The organism is Frateuria flava, from assembly GCF_017837635.1.
Taxonomy (GTDB): domain Bacteria; phylum Pseudomonadota; class Gammaproteobacteria; order Xanthomonadales; family Rhodanobacteraceae; genus Frateuria_A; species Frateuria_A flava.
Genome location: NZ_JAGJRS010000010.1, coordinates 14,203 through 34,542, shown reverse-complemented (window position 1 = coordinate 34,542; position 20,340 = coordinate 14,203). Strand labels below are relative to the sequence as shown.

The 20,340-nt window shown below is 68.3% G+C and carries 23 protein-coding genes; 14 read left to right on the top strand and 9 right to left on the bottom strand.

The window, feature by feature from the left end:
• Positions 1 to 238: 238 nt before the first annotated feature.
• From J7I44_RS04480 to J7I44_RS04470, 3 genes are all read right to left on the bottom strand, one after another.
• A complete protein-coding gene (locus tag J7I44_RS04480; RefSeq protein ID WP_209616457.1) occupies positions 239 to 2,920 on the bottom strand; it encodes a M1 family metallopeptidase in 2,682 nt (893 codons plus the stop codon).
• A gap of 189 nt (positions 2,921 to 3,109) precedes the next feature.
• A complete protein-coding gene (locus J7I44_RS04475; RefSeq protein WP_209616454.1) occupies positions 3,110 to 3,649 on the bottom strand; it encodes a carboxymuconolactone decarboxylase family protein in 540 nt (179 codons plus the stop codon).
• A 127-nt stretch (positions 3,650 to 3,776) separates the two neighbouring features.
• Entirely contained in the window at positions 3,777 to 4,316 is a 540-nt protein-coding gene (locus J7I44_RS04470) for a peroxiredoxin (protein ID WP_209616451.1), read from the bottom strand.
• 156 nt (positions 4,317 to 4,472) lie between these two features.
• Here J7I44_RS04470 and oxyR point away from each other — a divergent pair, with 156 nt between their 5' ends.
• The gene (gene oxyR / locus J7I44_RS04465) at positions 4,473 to 5,420 is read left to right on the top strand and encodes a DNA-binding transcriptional regulator OxyR (RefSeq protein WP_209616448.1); all 948 of its coding nucleotides are present in this window, start codon (positions 4,473 to 4,475) and stop codon (positions 5,418 to 5,420) included.
• A gap of 30 nt (positions 5,421 to 5,450) precedes the next feature.
• A complete protein-coding gene (locus tag J7I44_RS04460) occupies positions 5,451 to 6,050 on the top strand; it encodes a CIA30 family protein (RefSeq protein ID WP_209616446.1) in 600 nt (199 codons plus the stop codon).
• 38 nt (positions 6,051 to 6,088) lie between these two features.
• Here the strand turns inward: J7I44_RS04460 and J7I44_RS04455 are convergent, their stop codons facing one another.
• On the bottom strand, positions 6,089 to 6,850 hold the full coding sequence (locus J7I44_RS04455) for an RNA methyltransferase (RefSeq protein WP_209616443.1): 762 nt from the start codon (positions 6,848 to 6,850) through the stop codon (positions 6,089 to 6,091).
• A gap of 112 nt (positions 6,851 to 6,962) precedes the next feature.
• Between J7I44_RS04455 and J7I44_RS04450 the strand changes: the two genes are divergently transcribed.
• From J7I44_RS04450 to J7I44_RS04435, 4 genes are all read left to right on the top strand, one after another.
• The gene (locus J7I44_RS04450) at positions 6,963 to 7,766 is read left to right on the top strand and encodes an inositol monophosphatase family protein (RefSeq protein WP_209616440.1); all 804 of its coding nucleotides are present in this window, start codon (positions 6,963 to 6,965) and stop codon (positions 7,764 to 7,766) included.
• A gap of 437 nt (positions 7,767 to 8,203) precedes the next feature.
• A complete protein-coding gene (locus J7I44_RS04445; RefSeq protein WP_209616436.1) occupies positions 8,204 to 8,398 on the top strand; it encodes a hypothetical protein in 195 nt (64 codons plus the stop codon).
• 29 nt (positions 8,399 to 8,427) lie between these two features.
• Positions 8,428 to 8,619: a hypothetical protein gene (locus tag J7I44_RS04440; protein ID WP_209616433.1), complete on the top strand. Its 192-nt coding sequence runs from the start codon at positions 8,428 to 8,430 to the stop codon at positions 8,617 to 8,619.
• Positions 8,620 to 8,659: 40 nt separating this feature from the next.
• Complete coding sequence (locus J7I44_RS04435; RefSeq protein ID WP_209616430.1) at positions 8,660 to 8,863, top strand: hypothetical protein; 204 nt, start codon at positions 8,660 to 8,662, stop codon at positions 8,861 to 8,863.
• Positions 8,864 to 8,911: 48 nt separating this feature from the next.
• Here the strand turns inward: J7I44_RS04435 and hda are convergent, their stop codons facing one another.
• The 3 genes from hda to J7I44_RS04420 all read right to left on the bottom strand — a co-directional run bounded on the left by hda (position 8,912) and on the right by J7I44_RS04420 (position 11,910).
• Positions 8,912 to 9,616, bottom strand: a complete 705-nt coding sequence (gene hda / locus J7I44_RS04430) for a DnaA regulatory inactivator Hda (protein WP_209616427.1) — start codon at positions 9,614 to 9,616, stop codon at positions 8,912 to 8,914.
• Positions 9,613 to 10,791, bottom strand: coding sequence for an AI-2E family transporter (locus tag J7I44_RS04425; protein ID WP_209616425.1), 1,179 nt, complete (start codon positions 10,789 to 10,791; stop codon positions 9,613 to 9,615). Before J7I44_RS04425 ends, hda begins: the two co-directional genes overlap by 4 nt.
• A 129-nt stretch (positions 10,792 to 10,920) precedes the next feature.
• The gene (locus J7I44_RS04420) at positions 10,921 to 11,910 is read right to left on the bottom strand and encodes a DUF2066 domain-containing protein (RefSeq protein ID WP_209616423.1); all 990 of its coding nucleotides are present in this window, start codon (positions 11,908 to 11,910) and stop codon (positions 10,921 to 10,923) included.
• Positions 11,911 to 12,104: 194 nt separating this feature from the next.
• Here J7I44_RS04420 and purM point away from each other — a divergent pair, with 194 nt between their 5' ends.
• The 3 genes from purM to J7I44_RS04405 all read left to right on the top strand — a co-directional run bounded on the left by purM (position 12,105) and on the right by J7I44_RS04405 (position 14,645).
• The gene (purM, locus tag J7I44_RS04415; protein ID WP_209616421.1) at positions 12,105 to 13,133 is read left to right on the top strand and encodes a phosphoribosylformylglycinamidine cyclo-ligase; all 1,029 of its coding nucleotides are present in this window, start codon (positions 12,105 to 12,107) and stop codon (positions 13,131 to 13,133) included.
• A gap of 107 nt (positions 13,134 to 13,240) precedes the next feature.
• On the top strand, positions 13,241 to 13,906 hold the full coding sequence (purN, locus tag J7I44_RS04410; protein ID WP_209616419.1) for a phosphoribosylglycinamide formyltransferase: 666 nt from the start codon (positions 13,241 to 13,243) through the stop codon (positions 13,904 to 13,906).
• 37 nt (positions 13,907 to 13,943) lie between these two features.
• Complete coding sequence (locus J7I44_RS04405; protein ID WP_209616418.1) at positions 13,944 to 14,645, top strand: DUF3108 domain-containing protein; 702 nt, start codon at positions 13,944 to 13,946, stop codon at positions 14,643 to 14,645.
• Between the two features lie 332 nt (positions 14,646 to 14,977).
• Here J7I44_RS04405 and murA read toward each other — a convergent pair whose 3' ends face one another.
• Both murA and J7I44_RS04395 read right to left on the bottom strand, forming a co-directional pair.
• Positions 14,978 to 16,237 (bottom strand): UDP-N-acetylglucosamine 1-carboxyvinyltransferase, encoded by a 1,260-nt coding sequence (gene murA / locus J7I44_RS04400; RefSeq protein WP_209616416.1) that lies wholly within the window; start codon positions 16,235 to 16,237, stop codon positions 14,978 to 14,980.
• Positions 16,238 to 16,315: 78 nt separating this feature from the next.
• Positions 16,316 to 16,573, bottom strand: coding sequence for a BolA family protein (locus tag J7I44_RS04395; protein WP_209616414.1), 258 nt, complete (start codon positions 16,571 to 16,573; stop codon positions 16,316 to 16,318).
• Between the two features lie 150 nt (positions 16,574 to 16,723).
• On the opposite strand from J7I44_RS04395, the gene J7I44_RS04390 reads away from it, so the two are divergent.
• The 5 genes from J7I44_RS04390 to lptB all read left to right on the top strand — a co-directional run bounded on the left by J7I44_RS04390 (position 16,724) and on the right by lptB (position 20,259).
• A complete protein-coding gene (locus J7I44_RS04390; RefSeq protein WP_209616410.1) occupies positions 16,724 to 17,731 on the top strand; it encodes a KpsF/GutQ family sugar-phosphate isomerase in 1,008 nt (335 codons plus the stop codon).
• 104 nt (positions 17,732 to 17,835) lie between these two features.
• Positions 17,836 to 18,378 (top strand): KdsC family phosphatase, encoded by a 543-nt coding sequence (locus J7I44_RS04385; protein WP_209616407.1) that lies wholly within the window; start codon positions 17,836 to 17,838, stop codon positions 18,376 to 18,378.
• The gene (gene lptC / locus J7I44_RS04380) at positions 18,369 to 18,971 is read left to right on the top strand and encodes an LPS export ABC transporter periplasmic protein LptC (protein ID WP_245187933.1); all 603 of its coding nucleotides are present in this window, start codon (positions 18,369 to 18,371) and stop codon (positions 18,969 to 18,971) included. The genes J7I44_RS04385 and lptC overlap by 10 nt, the downstream gene beginning before the upstream one ends.
• Complete coding sequence (gene lptA, locus J7I44_RS04375) at positions 18,961 to 19,536, top strand: lipopolysaccharide transport periplasmic protein LptA (protein WP_209616401.1); 576 nt, start codon at positions 18,961 to 18,963, stop codon at positions 19,534 to 19,536. The genes lptC and lptA overlap by 11 nt, the downstream gene beginning before the upstream one ends.
• 3 nt (positions 19,537 to 19,539) lie before the next feature.
• Positions 19,540 to 20,259: an LPS export ABC transporter ATP-binding protein gene (gene lptB, locus J7I44_RS04370; RefSeq protein WP_209616399.1), complete on the top strand. Its 720-nt coding sequence runs from the start codon at positions 19,540 to 19,542 to the stop codon at positions 20,257 to 20,259.
• The last annotated feature ends 81 nt before the right edge of the window (positions 20,260 to 20,340 follow it).

Here is a 20,340-nt window from a genome sequence, read left to right as displayed (position 1 = left end):
GGCGCGGCGGGAGTGCGCCCTCTCTCCTGCTGGGAGAGGGTTGGGGTGAGGGGCACGCGGGCGTGGATGACCCATCAGGGCATGGCTTCATGCGCACAGCCGCCAACCACTTTCCCGCGAGCCCCTGCCCCTCACCCATCCTCTCCCCATCTTTCACCAGGGACAGGGAAGAGGGCTCAAAAGCAGGACGCCGGGCGTTGCCGCCCGGCGTCCTGGTTCAAGCCAGAGGCCCGTGGCCTCAGTGCAGGATTGCCTGCGGGTCCTGTTTGGCCTTCAGCGCCGTACACAGCAGGGTGTTCTCGGTGGTCTGCGCCAGGCCGCGTTCGGCGCCGGTGACATCCTTGGCGCGGGTCTTGAAGAACGCCTGCAGGCGATCGGCCTCTTCCTGCGAGCAGCCGCCACCGCCCATCAGGCCGGGCAGGCGACCGCCGGCGAAGCTGCCGGTACGCTCGACGATGCGGTCGTAGTTGGCCACCGCCCACTTCCACATCGCGTCGCGCTGGGCGCGGGTCTCGCGGCTGCCGCGCAGCAGGGCCGCCATTTCGCCGACCTTGACCTGCTTGTCCAGCGCGAAGTTGCGCACCTGCTCGGCCAGGGCCGGGTCCTCGACCGCGCTCAGGCCGGCCAGCATGGCGTTGCGCTGGGCCGGATCGGAAGTCTTGGGCAGCTCCGCGATCAGTGCGTCGACCGCGCTCTTGCCGTGCTCCTGCACCGCCACCGCGAGCGCGGTGTCGAGCAGGTCCGGATCGGCCGCGCCGAGGTTGAGGTGGCCGTCCGCCTTGCGCTTGAGCGCCGCATCGCCCTGCTTGAGCAGTTCGGCGCGCACCTGCGGCAGCTTCACGTCCAGCGCGAGGAAGCCGGCCAGCGTGCTGCGCAGCAGGGAATCATCGTCCGGCTCGTTCGCCTTGCGGTGGTAACCGAGCAGCTCCATGCGCGGCAGGTAGGCGGACTTGGCCCAGGCATCGAGGGCGTTGCGCTGCGCGTCGTTGCCGGCCAGGTAGCGGTTGATCCACTCGAAGCTGGCCATCGGCGCGGTCGCCACCGCTCGCACGCGCGAGGCCGTCAGCGGCTTGAGCGCCGCCAGCAGGTCGCCCGCGTTGATGTCGCCGTGGTGGAAGCTGGCGTCGGCGGCGTCGGCATAGGCCAGTTGCTCGGCGTCGGTCAGGTGGCTGATCTGGTCGCCCAGGCGTGCCAGGTCGCCCTTGTCCATGCCGAAGCGGTAGTAGCCGCTGGCGTTGGCGTTGGGCATGACCCAGGTGCTGGCACTGGCGCCCGGCAGCGCGATCGTGCCGGTGGCCTTCTCCAGCAGTTCGCAGTTGACCTTGCTGCCGTCGGCGGTGCCGTAGCGCACGCACACCGGCACGCCCCACACGTGCTTCGCGTCGCCCTTGCTGCCGACCGGCAGGTAACGGCTCTGGCTGAGCTTGAGCACGGTCTGGCCGTCCTTCTGCATCAGCTGGGTCTGCACGTACGGCACGCCGGGCTGGTTCAGGAAGCTCTTGAAGGCCTGCTTGAAGTCCTCGCCCTTGTCGGCGGCCTTGGCGATCGAGTCGACCAGGTCGTCGGCGGTGGCGGTGGAGAACTTGTGGTCCTGGATGTACTGGCGCATGCCCTGCTGGAAGGTCTTCTCGCCAACGTAGCCCTCGAACATGCCGAGCACGCTGGCGCCCTTCTGGTAGGTGATCGAGTCGAACGCGGTCTCGATGTCACCATTGCCGGTGATCGGCTGGCGGATCTTGCGCGCGGTGACCAGGCTGTCGTTGTCCATCGCGTACTGCGCGCCGCGCACGCGGTCGAGGTCCGCGCGGTATTCCGGATGCACCTTCATCGTCACCTTCTGCTGCATCCAGGTGGCGAAGGCTTCGTTGAGCCAGATGTCGTTCCACCAGGCGGTGGTGACGGTGTCGCCGGTCCACTGGTGGGCCAGCTCGTGCGCGTTGACGTTGAACGAGCCGCGCACGTACTGCGCCGGGGAGTCCGGATCGAGCAGCAGCAACCAGTCGCGGAAGGTCACCAGGCCGGCGTTTTCCATCGCGCCGGCCGAGAAGTCCGGTGCGGCGAGCAGGTCGAGCTTGTCCCACGGGTAGCCGAACGCGTAGTAGTCCTCCAGCGTGTGGATGATGCTCGGCGTTTCGGAAAGCACGTGCTTCATGCGGTGCCCTTCGCCCTCGGCGGCGATGCCGCGCAGCTGCAGCGGGGTAGCGCGGTAGGCGTTGGGCGAGATGTCCGGACCGGCGACGATATCCCACGGACCGACGCCGAAGGCGACCAGATAGGTCGGCAGCGGCTTGGTGGTGGAGAAGGTCAGCGTCTTCCAGCCCTCACCCGCGGCCACTTCCCTGACCTGCTTGGTGTTGGCGACCGCCTTCTCGTCCTTGGGGATGGTCAGGCTGATGTCGAACGGCGTCTTGAAGTCCGGCTCGTCGAAACCGGGGAAAGCGTAGCGCGCGCTGATCGGCTCCATCTGCGTCATCGCGTAGGGCTGGCCCTCGTGGCTGACCTTGTACAGGCCCTGCAGCTGCTGGTTGAGCGGCGCGGTGTAGTCGAAGCTCAGGGTCAGTTCCTGCGGCTTGAGCGTGTCGGCGAAATCGACCCGCACTACACCTTCCTTCGGCGCCGCCTCGACGTATTTGGCGGCGTGCGTCTTGCCGGCCGCGTCGGTCACGCTGACCTTCGAGACCTTGATGTCGTGACCGTGCAGCCAGATGTGGTCGGAGGCCTGCTTGAGGTCGACCTTGATCCGGGTGGTGCCGGAGAAATCCTGCTGGCGCGGGTCGACCTTGAAGGACAGCGCGTAGGATTCGGGCACCGCCCAGCGCGGCAGCTTGCCGTGCGGCACCGGGTCGGTGGTGGCGGCAAAGGCGGCACCGCAGCAGGCGGCAAGCGCGGTGAGTACGAGCGGTTTGACGAGTCGACGCATGGTTGTTTTTCCCCAGGGACTGTGAAGGCAACTTCCCGAACCTAGGCCGGGCATGACTTGTGACACAGTGCCAAAAGGCATGGCCGGGCTCGACGCCACGTGAAAGGCGCGACCCTGGCTACCGACGCGCGCAAGAAAAAAGCCCGACCATCGCTGGACGGGCTTCGTATTTTCCTTCGATCTGGCGGCTCAGCCGGCCACGTCGGCCTGCTCCAGCGCCACGGCAACCGCATGGACCACCGCCGCGATGCGGATCGCGCTCTGGATCGGTTGTGCCGAAAGACCGTGCTTGCGCAGCGTCTTCTCATGCGAATCCACGCACATGCCGCAACCGTTGACCGCCGCCACCGCGAGCGAGGCGAGCTCGAAGTCGATCTTGGTGCCGCCCGGATTCATCATCGCGTTCATGCGAAGTCCCGCGCGCAACGTGCCGTACTCCGGCTCGCTGACCAGGTGCACGAAGCGGTAGTAGATCGTGTTCATGCCCATGATGGACGCGGCCACGCGGGCGCCGTTGAGCTCCTCGGCGCTGGCGTGCTGCGCGGCCTCCTCGGCCACCGCCTTGGTCAGCGGCTTGTAGCGCGAGGCGATCGCCGCGGCGAGCGCGACCACCATGATCTGTTTCTGGGTCAACCCGGGCGCACCGCCCTCGCTCAGAACCGAATCGAGGTTCAGGCGCAGGTCCTTGGCGTAGTCGGGGAGCTGGCTCTTGAGGTCGGCAAGACTCATGGGGGACACCTTCTTGAAGTCAAAAAAAGCCGGCGGCGAAGCGGGCTTCGCCGCCGGCTGGGGAGTCCGCGCGTCCGCGGGGGAGGGGGAGGGATCCGGACGCGCGGTTACTGCAAGCGAGAGGCGATCAGGCGACCTGGAGGGTCTCTTCGCCCTGGTGCCAGTTGCACGGGCACAGCTCGTCGGTCTGCAGGGCGTCGAGCACGCGCAGCACTTCCTGTGGATTGCGGCCGACCGAGCCGTCGGTCACGTAGACGAAGCGGATGATGCCTTCCGGATCGACCAGGAAGGTCGCGCGCTGCGCTACGCCGTCGGCGGTCAGGATGCCCAGCGCATTGCTGAGGTCCTTCTTGATGTCGGCCAGCATCGGGAACTTGAGGTCGCGCAGGTCCTTGTGGTCCTTGCGCCAGGCCAGGTGCACGAACTCCGAGTCGGTGCTGGCGGCCAGGACCTGGCAGTCACGGTCAGCGAACTGCTCGTTGACGTCCGAGAAGCCCTTGATCTCGGTCGGGCAGACGAAGGTGAAGTCCTTCGGGTAGAAGAACACGCACAGCCACTTGCCCTTGTAGGTGTTGTTGTCGATCGTGCTGAAGGCCTTGTCCAGGTTCTCGATCGAGACGGTGGCCGGGACGCTGAACTGGGGGAACTTGTCGCCGATGGTGAGCATGGGCTTCTCCTTAAGGTGCGGGTGGTAAGGCGGTCGGTGAGAGCATCATGGGCGCCGTGGATGGCGCGTCATGAGGGCAAGGTTACGCACCGCCCGGGCATTGTTCAAATTGATTGTTGCCATCACACTCATAGACATGATCTATCGGAGCGAGCCATGAACCTGCGCGATCTCGCCTATCTGGTATCGCTGGCCGAGCACCGCCATTTCGGGCGCGCCGCCGAGGCCAGTTTCGTCAGCCAGCCCACCCTTTCCACGCAGATCAGGAAGCTGGAGGACGAGCTCGGTGTGGCGCTGGTCGAGCGCACGCCCCGCAAGGTGCTGCTTACCGAGACCGGCCGCGAGATCGCCCGCCGCGCCCGTGGCGTACTGGCCGAGGTGGACGAGATCCGCGCGATCGCCCAGCGCACGCGCGACCCCGAGGCCGGCAGGCTGCGCCTGGGCGTATTCCCCACGCTCGGCCCCTACCTGCTGCCCCACCTGGTGCCCGCGGTGCGCCAGCGCTTCCCGCGACTGGAGCTGCTGCTGATCGAAGAGAAGACCGAGCAGGTGATCCGCATGCTGCGCGAGGGTTCGCTCGATGTCGGAATCCTCGCCCTGCCGATTCACGAGGAAAGCCTGCATGCGGAGTTCCTGTTCGAGGAACCGTTCGTGCTGGCGGTGCCGAACGACCATCCGCTGGCCCACCGCAAGGCACGCCTGAAGCTGGCGGACCTGGAGGACGAGAGCCTGCTGCTGCTCGAAGACGGCCACTGCCTGCGCGACCAGGCGCTGGAGCTGTGCCAATTGGCCGGCGCGGGCGAGAAGGTGGGCTTCCGCGCCACCAGCCTGGAGACGCTGCGCCAGATGGTCGCGGCAAACGTGGGCATCACCTTGCTGCCGACGCTGGCGATCAAGCCGCCGGTGGCCAGGACCGACAACGTGCAGCTGCTGGAATTCTCAGGTCACGCACCGAGCCGGCGGATCGCGCTGGTGTGGCGCAAGAGTTCATCGCTCGGCCCGTTCCTCGAGCGATTCGCCGACGTCGTGCGTGGCCTGCCGTCCGAGCTCCTCAAGCCGGACCTTGGCGAGCCCGCCCATGCCACGCGGCGCAAGCGCGCCTGACGCGCGTCCACAGGGGGGGGGGGAATACCGATGCAGCGATTGCTGTGGCTTGGGTTGGTCGTGCTGCTGGGTTGGGGCGCGCTGGGCTGGTGGCAACAACGCCCGCTGCACCCGCCGCCGGGCGTGCTCGCCGCGCAGGCGCCGGAACAGGTGGACCTGGACGAAGGCGCCGTGCTCCAGCGCGGCGACACCGTGCTGCGCACGCGCGCCCACATTGCGCTGACCGCGCGCGTACTTTCGCGCGAGGACTACCGCTGGGATGCCGGCGCTTCGCTCGCACCGACCGATCTGGCGCTGGGTTGGGGACGCATGTCCGACACTGCGGTGCTGGCCGACATCGACATCCGCCAGTCCAGCCGGTTCTTCTACTGGCACGTGCGTGACTACCCGATCCCGCGCCACGAGATCGAGACGTCGGCGACCAACATGCACCTGATCCCGGCCGACGACGGCGTGCGCTACGCGATCAAGCACGTGCGCCCGGGCGAGCTGGTGCATCTGGAAGGATTCCTGGTCGACGCCAGCCGTCCGGACGGCTGGCACTGGCGCACCTCGCTGCGCCGCGACGACACCGGCAACGGCGCCTGCGAGCTGGTGTACGTGGAAGAACTGGCCCCGGTCGCTCCGTAGGGTGGGCTTCAGCCCACCTCGCGGCAATCCCGTGGCGGTTACTTTTCCCGCCTGGCCAGCATGGCCATGCGCTGCGCGTCGGCCAGCACGCCGTGCAGGATGCGCAGCTCGCGCTCGTCCGGCTGCGCGCGCTGGAACAGGCGGCGCAGGCGCAACATGATCGTGGTCGGTTCACGGCCCTTGTGGAACTCGATGTCGTCGAGCGTCTGACCGAGGTGCTCGAAGAAGCGCTCCATGTGCGCCGCATCGGCCGGTGGCTCGTCGTGTTCCGGCGACGGGGCCACCGGCATGTCGCCGAGCATCGCCAGGCGCTGCTCGTAGGCCATCACCTGCACCGCCTGGGCCAGGTTGAGCGAGCTGTAGTCCTCCACGCTGGGGATGCGCACCATCGCGTGGCAGCGGGCCAGCTCCTCGTTTTCCAGGCCCGTGCGTTCGTTGCCGAAGACCAGCGCCACCTGCTCTCCGCGCGCCGCGGCCGCGAGCGCCTGCGCGGCACCTTCGCGCGGCGTGAGTTCGGCCAGGTTCACGCCGCGTCGGCGCGCGGACAGGCCCAACGCGAAGGTCGCGCCCGCCAGGCCGTCGACCAGCGACGCATGCACGTTCGCCTCGGCCAGCACCTGTACCGCATTGGCCGCCAGCGCGTCGGCCTCGCGACTGGGAAACTCGGCCGGCGCCACCAGCTCCAGCCGCGTGAAGCCCATCGTGCGGATGGCGCGAGCCGCACTGCCGATGTTGCCCGGGTGGGAAGTGCGCACGAGCACGAAGCGGAACAGTCGGGCGAGATCGGCGTGGTCGGTCATGGGAGCTGAGGCAACAGGCGGGATCGCCAAGAATAGCCGCCTTCGGACGCCCCCACGCCGGCTCTGCTAGAATCGCCGGCCGCATTTGTGCTCTTTTTCCAAAGCCGAAGCCATGCCTAGACCCGCCGTCACCATCGCGGCACGTGCCGCGCGCGCCGCAGGTAACGTGATCCTGCGCTACATGAACCGCATCGACGGCCTGCACGTGGTCGAGAAGCACCGCATGGATTTCGCCTCCGAGGTCGATCGCCTGGCCGAGGCCGAGATCGTCAAGGAACTGCGCCGCGCCTATCCGGACCACGCGATCCTGGCCGAGGAAGGCGGCGCGACCGGCAAGAGCCCGCTCACCTGGGTGATCGATCCGCTCGACGGCACGCACAACTACCTGCGCGGCATCCCGCACTTCTCCGTGTCCATCGCGTTGGTCGAGAAGGGCGTGCCGATCTATGGCGTGGTGTTCGATCCGCTGCGCGACGAGCTGTTTACCGCCAGCAAGGGCGACGGCGCCTACCTTAACGACCGACGCATCCGCGTGTCGCGCCGCGAGAACCTGGGCGGCGCGATGATCGCCACCGGCTTCCCCTATCGCCAGCGCGAGCACCTGGATGCCCAGCTGGCGATGACCCGTGCCCTGCTCGGCCAGGCCGAGGACATCCGACGCTCCGGCTCGGCCGCACTGGACCTGGCCTACACCGCCGCCGCGCGCTACGACGGCTATTTCGAGATCGGCCTCAAGCCCTGGGACATGGCCGCCGGCGTCCTGCTGGTGCACGAAGCGGGTGGGCGCTATGGCGACTTTGCCGGCCGCGACGGCCTGCCCGCCAGCGGCAACCTGATCGCCGCCAACCTCAACGTGGCCAAGGCGATGACCGACGCCATCGGGGCCCAGGCGACGCCAGCGCTGCTCAAGGCCTGAGCAAGGCCCTCGCCTGAAAAAAAGAGCGCCCGCGTGGCGCTCTTTTTTTGCGTGAGACCGCCCGGACCGCACTCTTCCGTGCGGCCGGACATCATGCCCGCAAGCAGGCCACTGCCTGCCCAGACAGCAGGCGAGCGCCCCTGTAGAACTTTCCACCCGGGGCGCTTTTTCCAGTCGCGCGAACGCAACGTTCGCCGTCGCACCGCCCCTCCCGCTGGCATCCGCATTGCAACGCCCCTGCTCGTCCGAAGGGCCCGCGATGCGTCGCAACACCTTGCGGGCGAGGGAGCGTCCGTCGCCATCGGGGCACACCTGTGCCGATGGGCGGAAGCGGGCCGTCGACCCCTGCCGGACCCGCTTGTTTTCCGCTGGACGCCGGGAGGGCGGCCAGCCGAGCGTTGCAAAAGAATGATCGGATGTACCAACGGAGATAACTCATGAGCCGGCAACAGTCCCCAGGCAGTCAATCCAACAACAGCAAGACCCCGCACGCCGCCAACGGCACCCTCGACGGGGCGCGCGGCAAGCTCAGCGTGCGCGAGGCAGGCCGCAAAGGCGGCCTGCGCGTGCGTGAGTTGATCAACCGCGGCCGCCAGGTCGAGGCACGCCAGAGCGAACAGCGCCCGAACTGAAGGCGCACCACGAGAGCAGGAGGAATTCCATGGCACCACAGAAAAACCAGAGCGATCAGGGCAAGCACGCCGGCGGCAGCCAGCACGACAAGGGCGACATGACCGTGCGCGAAGCCGGTCACAAGGGCGGCGAGATCGGCGGTCACAAGGGCGGCCAGCGCACGCGCGAGCTGATCGAGGAAGGCAAGCAGGCCGAAGGCCGCGGCGACAGCCGCAAGTGATCCACGGCGGCGTCAGGGCCGCCTACCGAGGAGCATCGACATGGCAAACCAGAGCGACAACCAGCACGACAAGGGCGACATGACCGTCCGCGAGGCCGGCCAGAAGGGCGGCCACAAGGGCGGTGAGATCCGCAAGGAACAGCTCGGGCCCGAGGGCTACTCCGAGCTCGGCCACAAAGGCGGCCAGCGCGTGCGCGAACTGATCGAAGAAGGCAAGCAGGCCGAAGGCGACAACAGGAAATAGCGGCAACGCGTGACGCGTCCATCGCGGGCGCGCCCACCCCTATGCCACTCAAGCCTGCCCGCTGTCCTCGCGCAGGAAGTCGCGCAGGAACGGCACGGTAATGCGCCGCTTGGCGGCCAGCGAGGCCTGGTCTAGCCGGTCGAGCAGGTCCAGCAGCGCCGCCAGGTCGCGGGCGTAATGGCTGAACAGCCAGTCCAGCACGGCCTCATCCAGCCCGATGCCGCGCGCCGCGGCCTGCTCGCGCAGCACGGCGCGCCGCTCGGCGTCATCCAGGGCCTTGAGCGCGAACTGCGTGCAGGCGCCCAGGCGCGAGCGAAGGTCCGGCAGGCCAATGCCCAGTTGCGCCGGCGGTGCATCGGCGGCAAACAGCATCGCCCCGCCTTCCGCGCGTACCTGGTTGTACAGGTCGAACAGGGCGTGCTCGGCGGCGCGTTCACCGGCCAGCACGCCCAGATCGTCGATCGCCAGCAACTCGCTGCTGCCCACGCCGCGCAGTGCGCCGATGTGTTCGTGCATGGCCGACAGCGGCAGGTATTGCACGCGCCGTCCGGCCGCGCTGGCGGCCTGGCAGGCGGCGACCAACAGGTGGCTGCGTCCGCTGCCGGCCGGGCCATGCAGATACACCCAGGGCGCCCCGGGCACGTCGGCCAGCGTTCGCACGGCCGCCAGCGCGGCGGCATTGGCGCCGGCGTGGAAGTGCTCGAAACGCTGCCGGCGCGGCCAACGCAGCGCGAGCGGCAATTGCGGGATCAAGGCGAACTGCCGCCGGCGGGGCCGGGCGGGGCGGGCACCGCCGCACTGCCCTGCGCGGTGCCGTCCGCGGTATTCACGGTGACGTCGACCTCGGCGATCACCGGGTCGTCCGCTCCCGCTTCCTGGTAGAGCTCGCTCATGCGATAGCGCTCCACCAGGTAGCGCAACAGCACCATGATCACCGAAGCGGCCGGCAATGCCAGCAACACGCCGAGGAAGCCGAACAGGTAACCGCCGGCGAGCACGGCGAAGATGACCGCCACCGGGTGCAGGCCGATCTTGTCGCCGACCAGTTTGGGCACCAGCGCGTAGCCTTCCAGCAACTGGCCGACGATGAACACGCCACAGACCATCAGCGGATGGGTCCAGTCGCCGTACTGCACCAGCGCGGCGATGATCGCCGCGCCGAAGCCAACCATGAAGCCAAGGTACGGCACGAAGCTGAGCAGGCCGGCGACCATGCCGATCAACGGGCCGACCGACAGTCCGACCAGGGTCAGTGCCACGCCGTAGAAGATGCCCAGCGCGAGCATCACCAGCAGCTGGCCGCGCACGAACGCGCCCAGCACCGCGTCCGACTCGCGCGCCAGGTGGGCGACGGTCGGCTGCACCGACCGCGGCAACACGCTGTCGATGTAGGCGATCAGCCGGTCCCAGTCGCGCAGCAGGTAGAACGCCACCACCGGCACCAGCACCACGTTGGTCAGCCACATCACCGCGCCAATGCTGGAGCGCGAAACCGTACCGAGCACCGTCGTCGCCACTGCGCCGATCGAACCGATATGCGCACGGATCGCTGCCATCAGCCGGCTGGTGTCGAACGCGTCCGGATCGAGGTTGAGCTTGCGTTGCAGCCAGGGCAGCGCAGTGTTCTGGATCCAGTCCACATAGCGCGGCAGGTTGTGGACCAGGTTCTCGATCTGGTCGGAGATCAGTGGCACCAGCAACAGCAGCGCACCGATCAACAGCAGGGTCAGCACGAAGAACACGATGCTGACCGCCCAGGTGCGGTTAAGCCCCAACCGCTCCAGCCGGTCGGCCAGGGGGTCGCCCAGGTAGGCGAGCATGCCGGCGACCGCGAAAGGCATCAGCACCGGCGCCAGCAACCAGATCAGGAAGCCGATTACCAGCACGATGGCGAGCAGTTGCCAGCGGCGGGAAAGGTCGTGGGTCACGGATGGGCCTCGTTCAAGCGATGCACGGCGTTTCCTTTTCCTCGAGGTAGATGCCCGCTTGCGGGCGACGCTCCTCGCGATGCGCGGGATAGCATCGCCCGCAAGCGGGCTCCTACACCAGGCGTCCTCTCAATGCAGCCATTGCAGGCTGGCGTCCGCCCCTGCGTGGGGCGTGCCCTGGATCACCCGCCCACCCGCAGCCAGGCTGGCGGCGAGCGCAGTCATCGGTGTGCTCGCCTTGATGCCGAGCAGGAACCCATCGTTGTCGGCGGCGAGCGTATTTACCTCGCGCACCGACGGGTCGGCGCGCAGCATCGCCAGCAGGTTGGCGTAGGCCTGCGCCGATTCGACCCTGCTGACCCACAACTTGCCGCTGCTGATACCCGCGCCGATCACGTTGAGTTGCTTGCCCAGGCGATCGGCCAGGCCGTTGCCGGCGTCGGTCAGCAGGGCGTCGGCGCTGACCGCCTGGTCGCTCCACGGCTGCGGTTTGCCCCCCGAGACCAGGGTCCAGTTCGCGCTGCCGCCCTTGAGGTCGCCGACCAGGATCAGGCCGGTGTGGTAACGCTGGGTGATCATCGCCAACGCGGTCGGATCGGCGTTTGCCACCGCCGATGCTTCGGGCACGTGGGACGGGTCCGGATAGGCCAGCTGGTAGCCGCGCGCCGCGGCCGCCTGCGCCAGCGCGCCCAGCGCGTCCTGGCCGAGCAGGCTGCCGTCGCTGCCGTGCACGAGGACCAGCACCGGCGGCTTGACCCCCGCGGCCGGTACGCCGATCTGCGCGACCAGCCGGCGCACGGCGCCCGGATCGAAGTTCACCTGCAACACGATGCCCGTGCCCGCGCGCTGGTACTGAAACTGCTGCACCAGGCCCGGCGCGCCCTTCAGCGCATCGTCGTAACCGGGCTTGCTGCGCAGGTCCTGCCCGCCCGCGACGCGCTCGAGCACCTGCGCCAGCGCCGTGGCGAACGCCGCATCGCGCTGCGCCTCGCTGGTGTCGGTGACCGGCACCACCACCGCGTAGGGCGAACCCGGTACGGCCGCAGGCACCTGCGACCACGCCGCCGGCGCAAGAAAACCCAGCAGGAGGAAGGCGAAAAGCAGGCGTGACAGGCGCATCGGCAAGATTCGTCCGTGGAAGCTCGGATAACCGGGGAGTCTGCCCAATCCCGCCCCCAGCGTCCATCCGCGATGGCCGGCGCAAGGTTGCGGTGGGGATTTCCCGTAGCGCAGGCGCGGCCGCGTACGGGCCGCGCCGCGCCGCCGGGAGCGTGCTGGTAGAATTGCGCGCTCTCCCCAAGGCCTTCTCCGCCATGTCCGACGCCCTCACCTACCGCGCCTCCGGCGTCGATATCGACGCGGGCAATGCCGTGGTCGAACGCATCAAGCCGCTGGTCAAGCGCACCTTCCGTTCGGAGGTGATGGGCGGGCTGGGCGGCTTCGGCGGCCTGTTCGACCTGGCCGGCCGCTACCGGGAGCCGGTCCTTGTCTCCGGCACCGACGGCGTGGGCACCAAGCTCAAGCTCGCGCAGCAGTTGGGACGCCACGACACGATCGGCATCGACCTGGTCGGCATGTGCGTCAACGACGTGCTGGTGCAGGGCGCCGAGCCGTTGTTCTTCCTGGACTATTTCGCTACCGGCAAGCTCGACGTCGAGACCACCGTGGCGGTGGTGGGCGGCATTGCGAAGGGTTGCGAGCTGGCCGGCTGCGCGCTGATCGGCGGCGAGACGGCCGAGATGCCGGACATGTATCCCCCGGGCGAATACGACTTGGCCGGCTTCACGGTTGGCGCGGTGGAGAAATCGCAGCTGCTCTCGGGCGAAGCGATCGTGGCCGGTGACGTGATCCTCGGCGTGGCCTCCTCCGGTCCGCATTCGAACGGTTACTCGCTGGTCCGCAAGATCGTCGAGCGCGCCGGCAGCCCGCTCGATCTCGACCTGGGCGGCGTGAAGCTCGCCGATGCGCTGATGGCGCCGACCACGATCTACGTCAAGCCGATGCTGGAACTGCTCAAGAGCCAGCCCGTGCACGGCATGGCGCACATCACTGGCGGCGGCCTGAAGGAAAACATCATCCGCGTCGTGCCGGACGGCCTGGGCCTTGCGCTCCACGCCGACGCAATCGTGCTGCCGCCGGTGTTCGACTGGCTGATGCGCGAAGGCAAGGTGGCGCGCGAGGAGATGTGGCGCACGTTCAACTGCGGCGTCGGCTTCACCGTGATCGTGCCGCGCGACGCTGTCGATGCGGCTGCCGCGCTACTGGCAAGGCATGGCCTGGCCAGTAGCGTGATCGGCGAAGTCGTCAAGGCGCAGGGCGACGAGCGCGTCCATATCGGTTGACACAGGACATCCATTCACCCAGTGCGCAGGCGACACGCTGCGCTGAAGTCGAAGGGCCGTCCGACTTCGGTCCGAGGCGCCACCCCGGACGAATGGCAGAGACAAATATGCCCCACCCTCTTCGCATCGCCGTCCTCGCCTCCGGACGCGGCAGCAACCTCGCCGCGCTGCTGGCTGCGTGCGAGCGCGGCGAGCTGGCGGCCGAGTTCGTTCTGGTCGCCAGCGACAAGGCCACCGCCGGTGCATTGCGACTGGCACAGGACGCGGGCATCCCCACGCTGGTGCTGGATCCGAAGGCGTACCCGGACCGTCGCGCGTTCGACCTGGACCTGTTCGGCAAGCTCGCCGCCAGCGGCGCGGAACTGGTCGTGCTGGCCGGTTTCATGCGCATCCTGGATGGCGAGGCGATCGCACCCTGGGCCGGGCGCATGCTCAACATCCACCCGTCGCTGCTGCCCAGGTACCGTGGCCTGCACACGCACCGGCGCGCGCTGGAAGCGGGCGATCTGGAACACGGCGCCAGCGTGCACTTCGTCACCGCGGAACTGGACGGCGGCCCGGTGGTGGCGCAAGCCGTGCTGCCGATCGAACCCGGCGAGGACGAACAGCGCCTGGCGCAACGGCTGCTGCCGCTGGAACACCGCCTGCTGCCGGCAGTGGTCGCGCTGATCGCCGAAGGCCGACTGGCCTGGCGCGATGGCACGCCCTGGCTGGACGGCGCGCCGCTCGCCGCGCCGATGCGGCTTGCCAGACACGGGCTCGCGCCGGCCTGAACCCGATGTTCAGCGAGCGGGCGGCACACTCGGATGCATGACCCTCCGCCACCTCTTGCGCTTCGCCGGCGCGCTGCTGCTGGTCAGCGCCAGCGGGCTTGCCTTCGCCACCCCGCCCAGGGCGTTTACCGCCACCTACCGCGTGCTGCGCGATGGTTCGCCGATGGGCGAGGCCACCGTCAGCCTCAAGGCATTGGGCAACGGCCAATGGGAGTACAGCAAGCACATGCGCGGCACAGCCGGGCTCGCCGCGCTGCTGGGCGCGAACCTGGACGAGGTTTCCCATTTCCGCTGGAAGGGCGACGTGCCTGAGGCCCTCAGCTACGACTACCGGCTGGACGCGGCGATAAAGTCCAGGCAGCGCCACGTCGCGGTCGACTGGAGCAAGCACCAGGTCACCGTGGACGAAGGCAAGGGCGCAATCACGTATGCGACGCAGCCGGGCATGGTCGAGCGCAATACCACCGCGCTGGCGATCGGTATGGCGCTGCGCGACGGGCAAAAGCAGATCGCACTGCCGGTGGCGGTCAGGCAGGCGGTCGAGACACAGCGGTTCAAGGTCACCGGCAAGGAGAAGGTGACCGTGCCTGCCGGGGACTTCGACACCGTGCGGGTGGATCGTACCGACGCCGACCGCGGCTTCAGTGCGTGGTATGCGCCGGATCGTTACCCGTTGCCAGTGAAGCTGTCGCAGAAGGACGGCGGCAACCTGACGATGGAGCTGGTGAGCTTCCGGTAGGTCCGCTCTGCTCTTGCTCCTCTTCGGACTGGCTGGTGTGAGGGAGCCGGGGGCTCGCTCGGATGTCCGCAGGAGCGCTGCGTTGCTTGTCGCTGAGGCAGGAAGCGCGCACAAGGGTGTGCGTACGTGCGCCGCACTTGGCTCCCTCTCCTCGCCGGGGAGAGGGTCGGGGTGAGGGGCCGGGGCTCGCGGGGATCCCTGCCTTTGGCGGGTGGGCTTCAGCCCAACACCGGGCTCCCTGGTGCGCTGAAGCTCACCTGTTCCGGTGTGGCCTGCGTTCGGCGCGCGCCCCATCCGCACGCCGCAAGAGCAGCAACGGGCTGCGTCCGATGTCAGCTCGGCAAACGGCGGATCTTCGCGCCGAGCACGCCGAGCTTCTCCTCGATGTTTTCGTAGCCGCGATCGATGTGATACACGCGATCGACCGTCGTATCGCCATGCGCCACCAGTCCGGCCAGCACCAGGCAGGCCGAGGCGCGCAGGTCGGTGGCCATGATCGGCGCACCGCTCATGTGATCCACGCCCTGGATGATCGCGGTGTTGCCTTCCAGGCGGATGTCCGCGCCCAGGCGCTTGAGTTCCTGCGCGTGCATGAAGCGGTTCTCGAACACCGTCTCGGTGATCACGCCCACCCCTTCGGCCACGCAGTTGAGCGCGGTGAACTGCGCCTGCATGTCGGTCGGGAACGCCGGATACGGCGCGGTAACGATGTTGACTGCCTTGGGGCGGCGGCCGCCCATGTCCAGCTCGATCCAGTCCGGCCCGGTGCAGATGTGCGCACCCGCCTCCTCCAGCTTGGCCAGCACCGCGTCCATCGTGCCCGCGCGGGCACCGCGGGCGCGCACCTTGCCACCGGTCATCGCGGCGCCAACCAGGAACGTGCCGGTCTCGATGCGGTCGGGCAACACCTCATACTCGGCGCCTTCCAGGCGCTCGACGCCGTGGATCACCAGGGTCGCGGTGCCGATGCCCTCGATGCGCGCGCCCATCGCCACCAGGCAATTGGCCAGGTCGACCACCTCGGGCTCCTGGGCGGCGTTCTCGATGATCGTGGTGCCCTCGGCCAGAGTGGCGGCCATCAGGATGTTCTCGGTACCAGTGACGGTCACCATGTCCATCGCGATGCGCGCGCCCTTCAGGCGCCTGGCGCGGGCGCGGATGTAGCCGTTTTCCACCGTGACCTCGGCACCCAGCGCCTGCAAGCCGCGGATGTGCTGGTCGACCGGGCGCGAGCCGATCGCGCAACCGCCGGGCAACGAGACTTCCGCCTCGCCGAAACGCGCCACCAGCGGGCCCAGCACCAGGATCGAGGCGCGCATCGTGCGGACCAGGTCATATGGCGCGACGTGGCTTTCGATGGTGCGCGGGTCGACGTGCATCTTCATGCGGTCGTCCAGCACCAGGTTCACGCCCATGCGGCCGAGCAGCTCGATGAAGGTGGTCACGTCGTGCAGGTGCGGCACGTTGGAGATAGTCACCGGTCCATCGGCCAGGAGGCAGGCGGCGAGAATCGGCAATACGGCGTTCTTGGCGCCGGAAATGGCGACTTCGCCATGGAGCGGCTCGCCGCCGCTGATCAGGATTTTGGCCATTTGTGTACCGGGAATCGGGAATAGTGAATCGGGAATCGTCAAGCAAAAGCGGCGACCGGGAAGGTGCGGGGCTGGCTTCTAACCATTCCCGATTGGCGATTCCCGATTCCCTGCCTCCAGAGGCGTCAGCGTCTTGAGCGCCAGCGCATGGATCGCCCCGCCCATCAGATCGCCCAGCGTGGCGTACACCATGCGGTGGCGCGCCAGCGGCAGCTTGCCGGCGAACTGGCTGGCCACCACGGTGGCTTCGAAATGCACGCCGTCGTCACCGCTGACCTGCGCGTTCGCGCCGGGCAGGCCGGTTTCGATCAGTGCCTGGATGCGGGCAGGGTCCATCGGAGGGTCCATCGTCGGCGCGCGGGGCGAGGATTCAGCGCTTGTGAATCCAGTGCGCGGCCATATGACGTTAAAATGCGGATATGCCATGGTAATGGAATTCCCGTGGCACAGAAATGCCAAAGGCCCCCGCCGCCCCGCCGAGACCCCATGAACGCACGCATTGCCCCCCTCGTCGCCAGCCTGGACCCGGACGCCATCGCCCGCAGCGGGCGCACGGTGATCGCCACCGAGGCGGCCGCGATCCGCGCGCTTGAAGCCCGGGTGGACGCGAGCTTCGTCCATGCCTGCGGGTTGATCTTGGCCTGTCGCGGGCGGCTGGTCGTCACCGGCATGGGCAAGTCCGGCCACGTCGGCCGCAAGATCGCCGCCACCCTGGCCTCCACCGGCACGCCGTCGTTCTTCGTACACCCGGGCGAGGCCAGCCATGGCGACCTGGGGATGATCCAGCCGGACGACGTGGTGCTGGCCCTGTCCAATTCCGGCGAGACGGATGAACTTCTGTTCATCCTCCCGGTGATCAAGCGCCAGGGCATTCCGCTGATCGCCATCACCGGCAACCCGAAGTCGTCGCTCGCGCACCAGGCGGACGCGCACCTGGACGCCAGCATCTCCAGCGAAGCCTGCCCGCTGGGCCTGGCCCCGACCGCCAGCACCACCGCGGCGCTGGTGATGGGCGACGCGCTGGCGATCGCGCTACTGGAAGCGCGCGGCTTCACCGCCGAGGATTTCGCCCGCTCCCACCCGGCCGGCAGCCTCGGACGCCGACTGTTGTTGCACATCAGCGACATCATGCATACCGGCGAAGGCGTGCCGACGGTCGCGCCGAACGCCAGCCTCACCGAAGCGTTGATGGAAATGACCCGCAAGCACCTGGGCATGACCGCCGTGGTCGATGCCGAACGCTGCCTGCTGGGCGTATTCACCGACGGCGACCTGCGCCGCGCGCTGGACGACGAAGACGTGGACCTGCGCGGCGCGAGCGTCGAGGCACTGATGACCCGCGGCCCGAAAACCATCACCTCCGACAAGCTCGCCATCGAAGCGGCGCAGTTGATGGAAAAGCACCAGATCCATGCGTTGTTGGTGGTGGACGAGCAACAACGCGTGGTCGGCGCGCTGAACATCCACGACCTGCTGCGCGCAAGGGTCGTCTGAGGGCCGGATTCCGGGATTCGCAACCCCGCCTCGGCCCACCCGGCGACACCCGAATCCCGAATCCCGAATCTCCAATCCCGAATCCCGAATCCCGACCTCCCCCAATGCCCTACCTCGCCAACCTCCCCGCCGCCCTGCTCGCCCGCGCTGCCGGCATTCGCCTGGCCGTGTTCGACGTGGATGGCACGCTGACTGACGGGCGCCTGTACTACGGCGAGGACGGTCGCGAGACCAAGGTGTTCTTCGTGCAGGACGGCCTGGGCCTGAAGCGGCTGCAGGTGCATGGGGTTCAGGTGGCGATCATCAGCGCACGGATCAGCCATCCGGTGGCGCTGCGCGCCGAGGAACTGGGCATCACCCACGTTTACCAGGGCCAGGGCGACAAGCGTGTATGCCTGCTGGAACTGCTCGACGCACTGAAGCTGGCGCCCGAACAGGTCGCCTTCGTCGGCGACGACCTGCCGGACCTCCCGGCGATGCGCATCGCCGGGCTCGCCGTGGCCGTGGCCAACGCCCACCCGTGGGTGGTCGAACAGGCGCACTGGACCACCGGCCGCGCCGGCGGCCAGGGCGGTGCGCGGGAGGTTTGCGACCTGATCCTGCATGCCCAGGGCAAGGCCGGCAATGAAAAGGAACGCTGGCAGTGAGCGAATGGTTGCGCGACCGCCGCCTCGCGGCGGCCATAGTCGCGGTCGCGCTGCTGGCCGGTGCGGCGCAGCTGCTGCTGTGGTGGATCGGGCCGCCGCCCAAGACCAACGAATTCGTCGGGCCGCCGCGCTCGGGCTACACGCTGACCGACTTCAAGCTGACCCAGTACGGCACGGACGGCCTGCCCAGCTTCCTGATCCAGGCGCCGCAGTTGGAGCGGCGCGAGGGCGACGAGTCGCTGTACATCAACACGCCCGATTTCCGTCTGCCCTCCAACCAGCCGGCGGTGCCCGACTGGCTCGGGCACTCGTTGTACGGCTGGGTCAACCACGACGGCAGCCTGCTCAAGCTGCAAGGCCCCGTGCACATGGAGCGTGCCGCATTCGACGACACGCCGCGGACGACCATCGACACCTCCGACGTCACTGCCTGGCCCAAGCAGAACCGCTTGCAGACTGCCGCGCCCGCCCGGTTGGTGCAGGGCGGCACTAGAATTCACGGCGTCGGCATGCGTGCCGACCTCAACGACAAACACCTGGAGCTGCTCGATGACGTCCACGCCACGTTCCCGCCCCGCCAGCATGCGCACTAGCGCCCGCTGGGCGCTGGTACTGCTGGGCCTGCTGGTGCTGGCGCCGGTCCAGGCCAAGCGCAGCGACCGCGATCAGCCGATGGATGTACAAGCCTCGCACTTCGATGGGTTCCGCAAGCCCAACAGCATCACCACGCTCAAAGGCAACGTCGTGATCACCCAGGGCTCGCTGAAGGCCACCGGCGACCTGGCCAGGGTGCATTTCGACGCCAACGCCGAGATCGACAGCGTGGTGCTTACCGGCAGCCCGGCGCACATCCAGCAGCTGGACGACAACGGCAACCTGATGCAGGGCGAGGCCGCCACCATCGACTACCAGGTGGCCAAGGACTTCGCCGTGCTGCAGGGCCACGCCTCGATCAACCAGCAGGGCCGCGGCGAGGCGCACGGCGACCGCCTCACCTACAACACGCAGACCAGCGAGATGACCGGCGACAGCGGTGGCGACGGTCGCGTGCACATGATCTTCAAGCCCCAGCCGAAGGCGGGCGCCGCTGCACCGGCGGCCAAGCCGGCACCCGCTGCCAGCGCGCCCGCCCCCGCCACCAGCAGCGGGCAGCCCTGACCGATGCTCGCTGCCGAAGGCCTGCAGAAACGCTACCGCTCGCGCCAGGTCGTGCGCGATTTCGGTTTTTCGATCCGCCAGGGCGAAGTCGTCGGCCTGCTCGGTCCCAACGGCGCCGGCAAGACCACCTGTTTCTACATGGTGGTGGGCCTGGTCGAAGCCGACGGCGGCAGCATCCGGCTCGACCGCCAGGACATCACGGGCCTGCCCATGCATGCCCGCGCGCGGCTGGGCATCGGCTACCTGCCGCAGGAGGCCTCGGTGTTCCGCCGGCTCTCGGTGGCGGACAACATCATGGCGGTGCTGGAGCTGCGCGAAGGCCTCACCGCCCGCCAGCGCAACGAGCAGCTCGAAGGCCTGATGGACGAGTTGAAGATCGCCCACATCGCCGGCCAGAAAGGCATCAGCCTTTCCGGCGGCGAGCGCCGGCGCGTGGAGATCGCCCGCGCGCTGGCCGCCCAGCCGCGCTACATGCTGCTGGATGAGCCGTTCGCCGGCGTCGATCCGATTTCGGTGGGCGAGATCCAACGCATCGTGCGCCACCTGAAGGAACGCGGCATCGGCGTGCTGATCACCGACCACAACGTGCGCGAAACGCTGGGCATCTGCGATCGCGCCTACATCCTGAACGACGGCGAGGTGCTCTCGCGCGGCACGCCGGCGCACATCCTCGCCGACGAGAAGGTGCGCGAGGTCTACCTCGGACGCGAGTTCAAGCTCTGACGCGGTGATGTGACGCAGGGCCCGCCAGCACCTGCCATCGCTATGGTCGCGTCACACCCACCGGGGTAGGATGATCCCAAG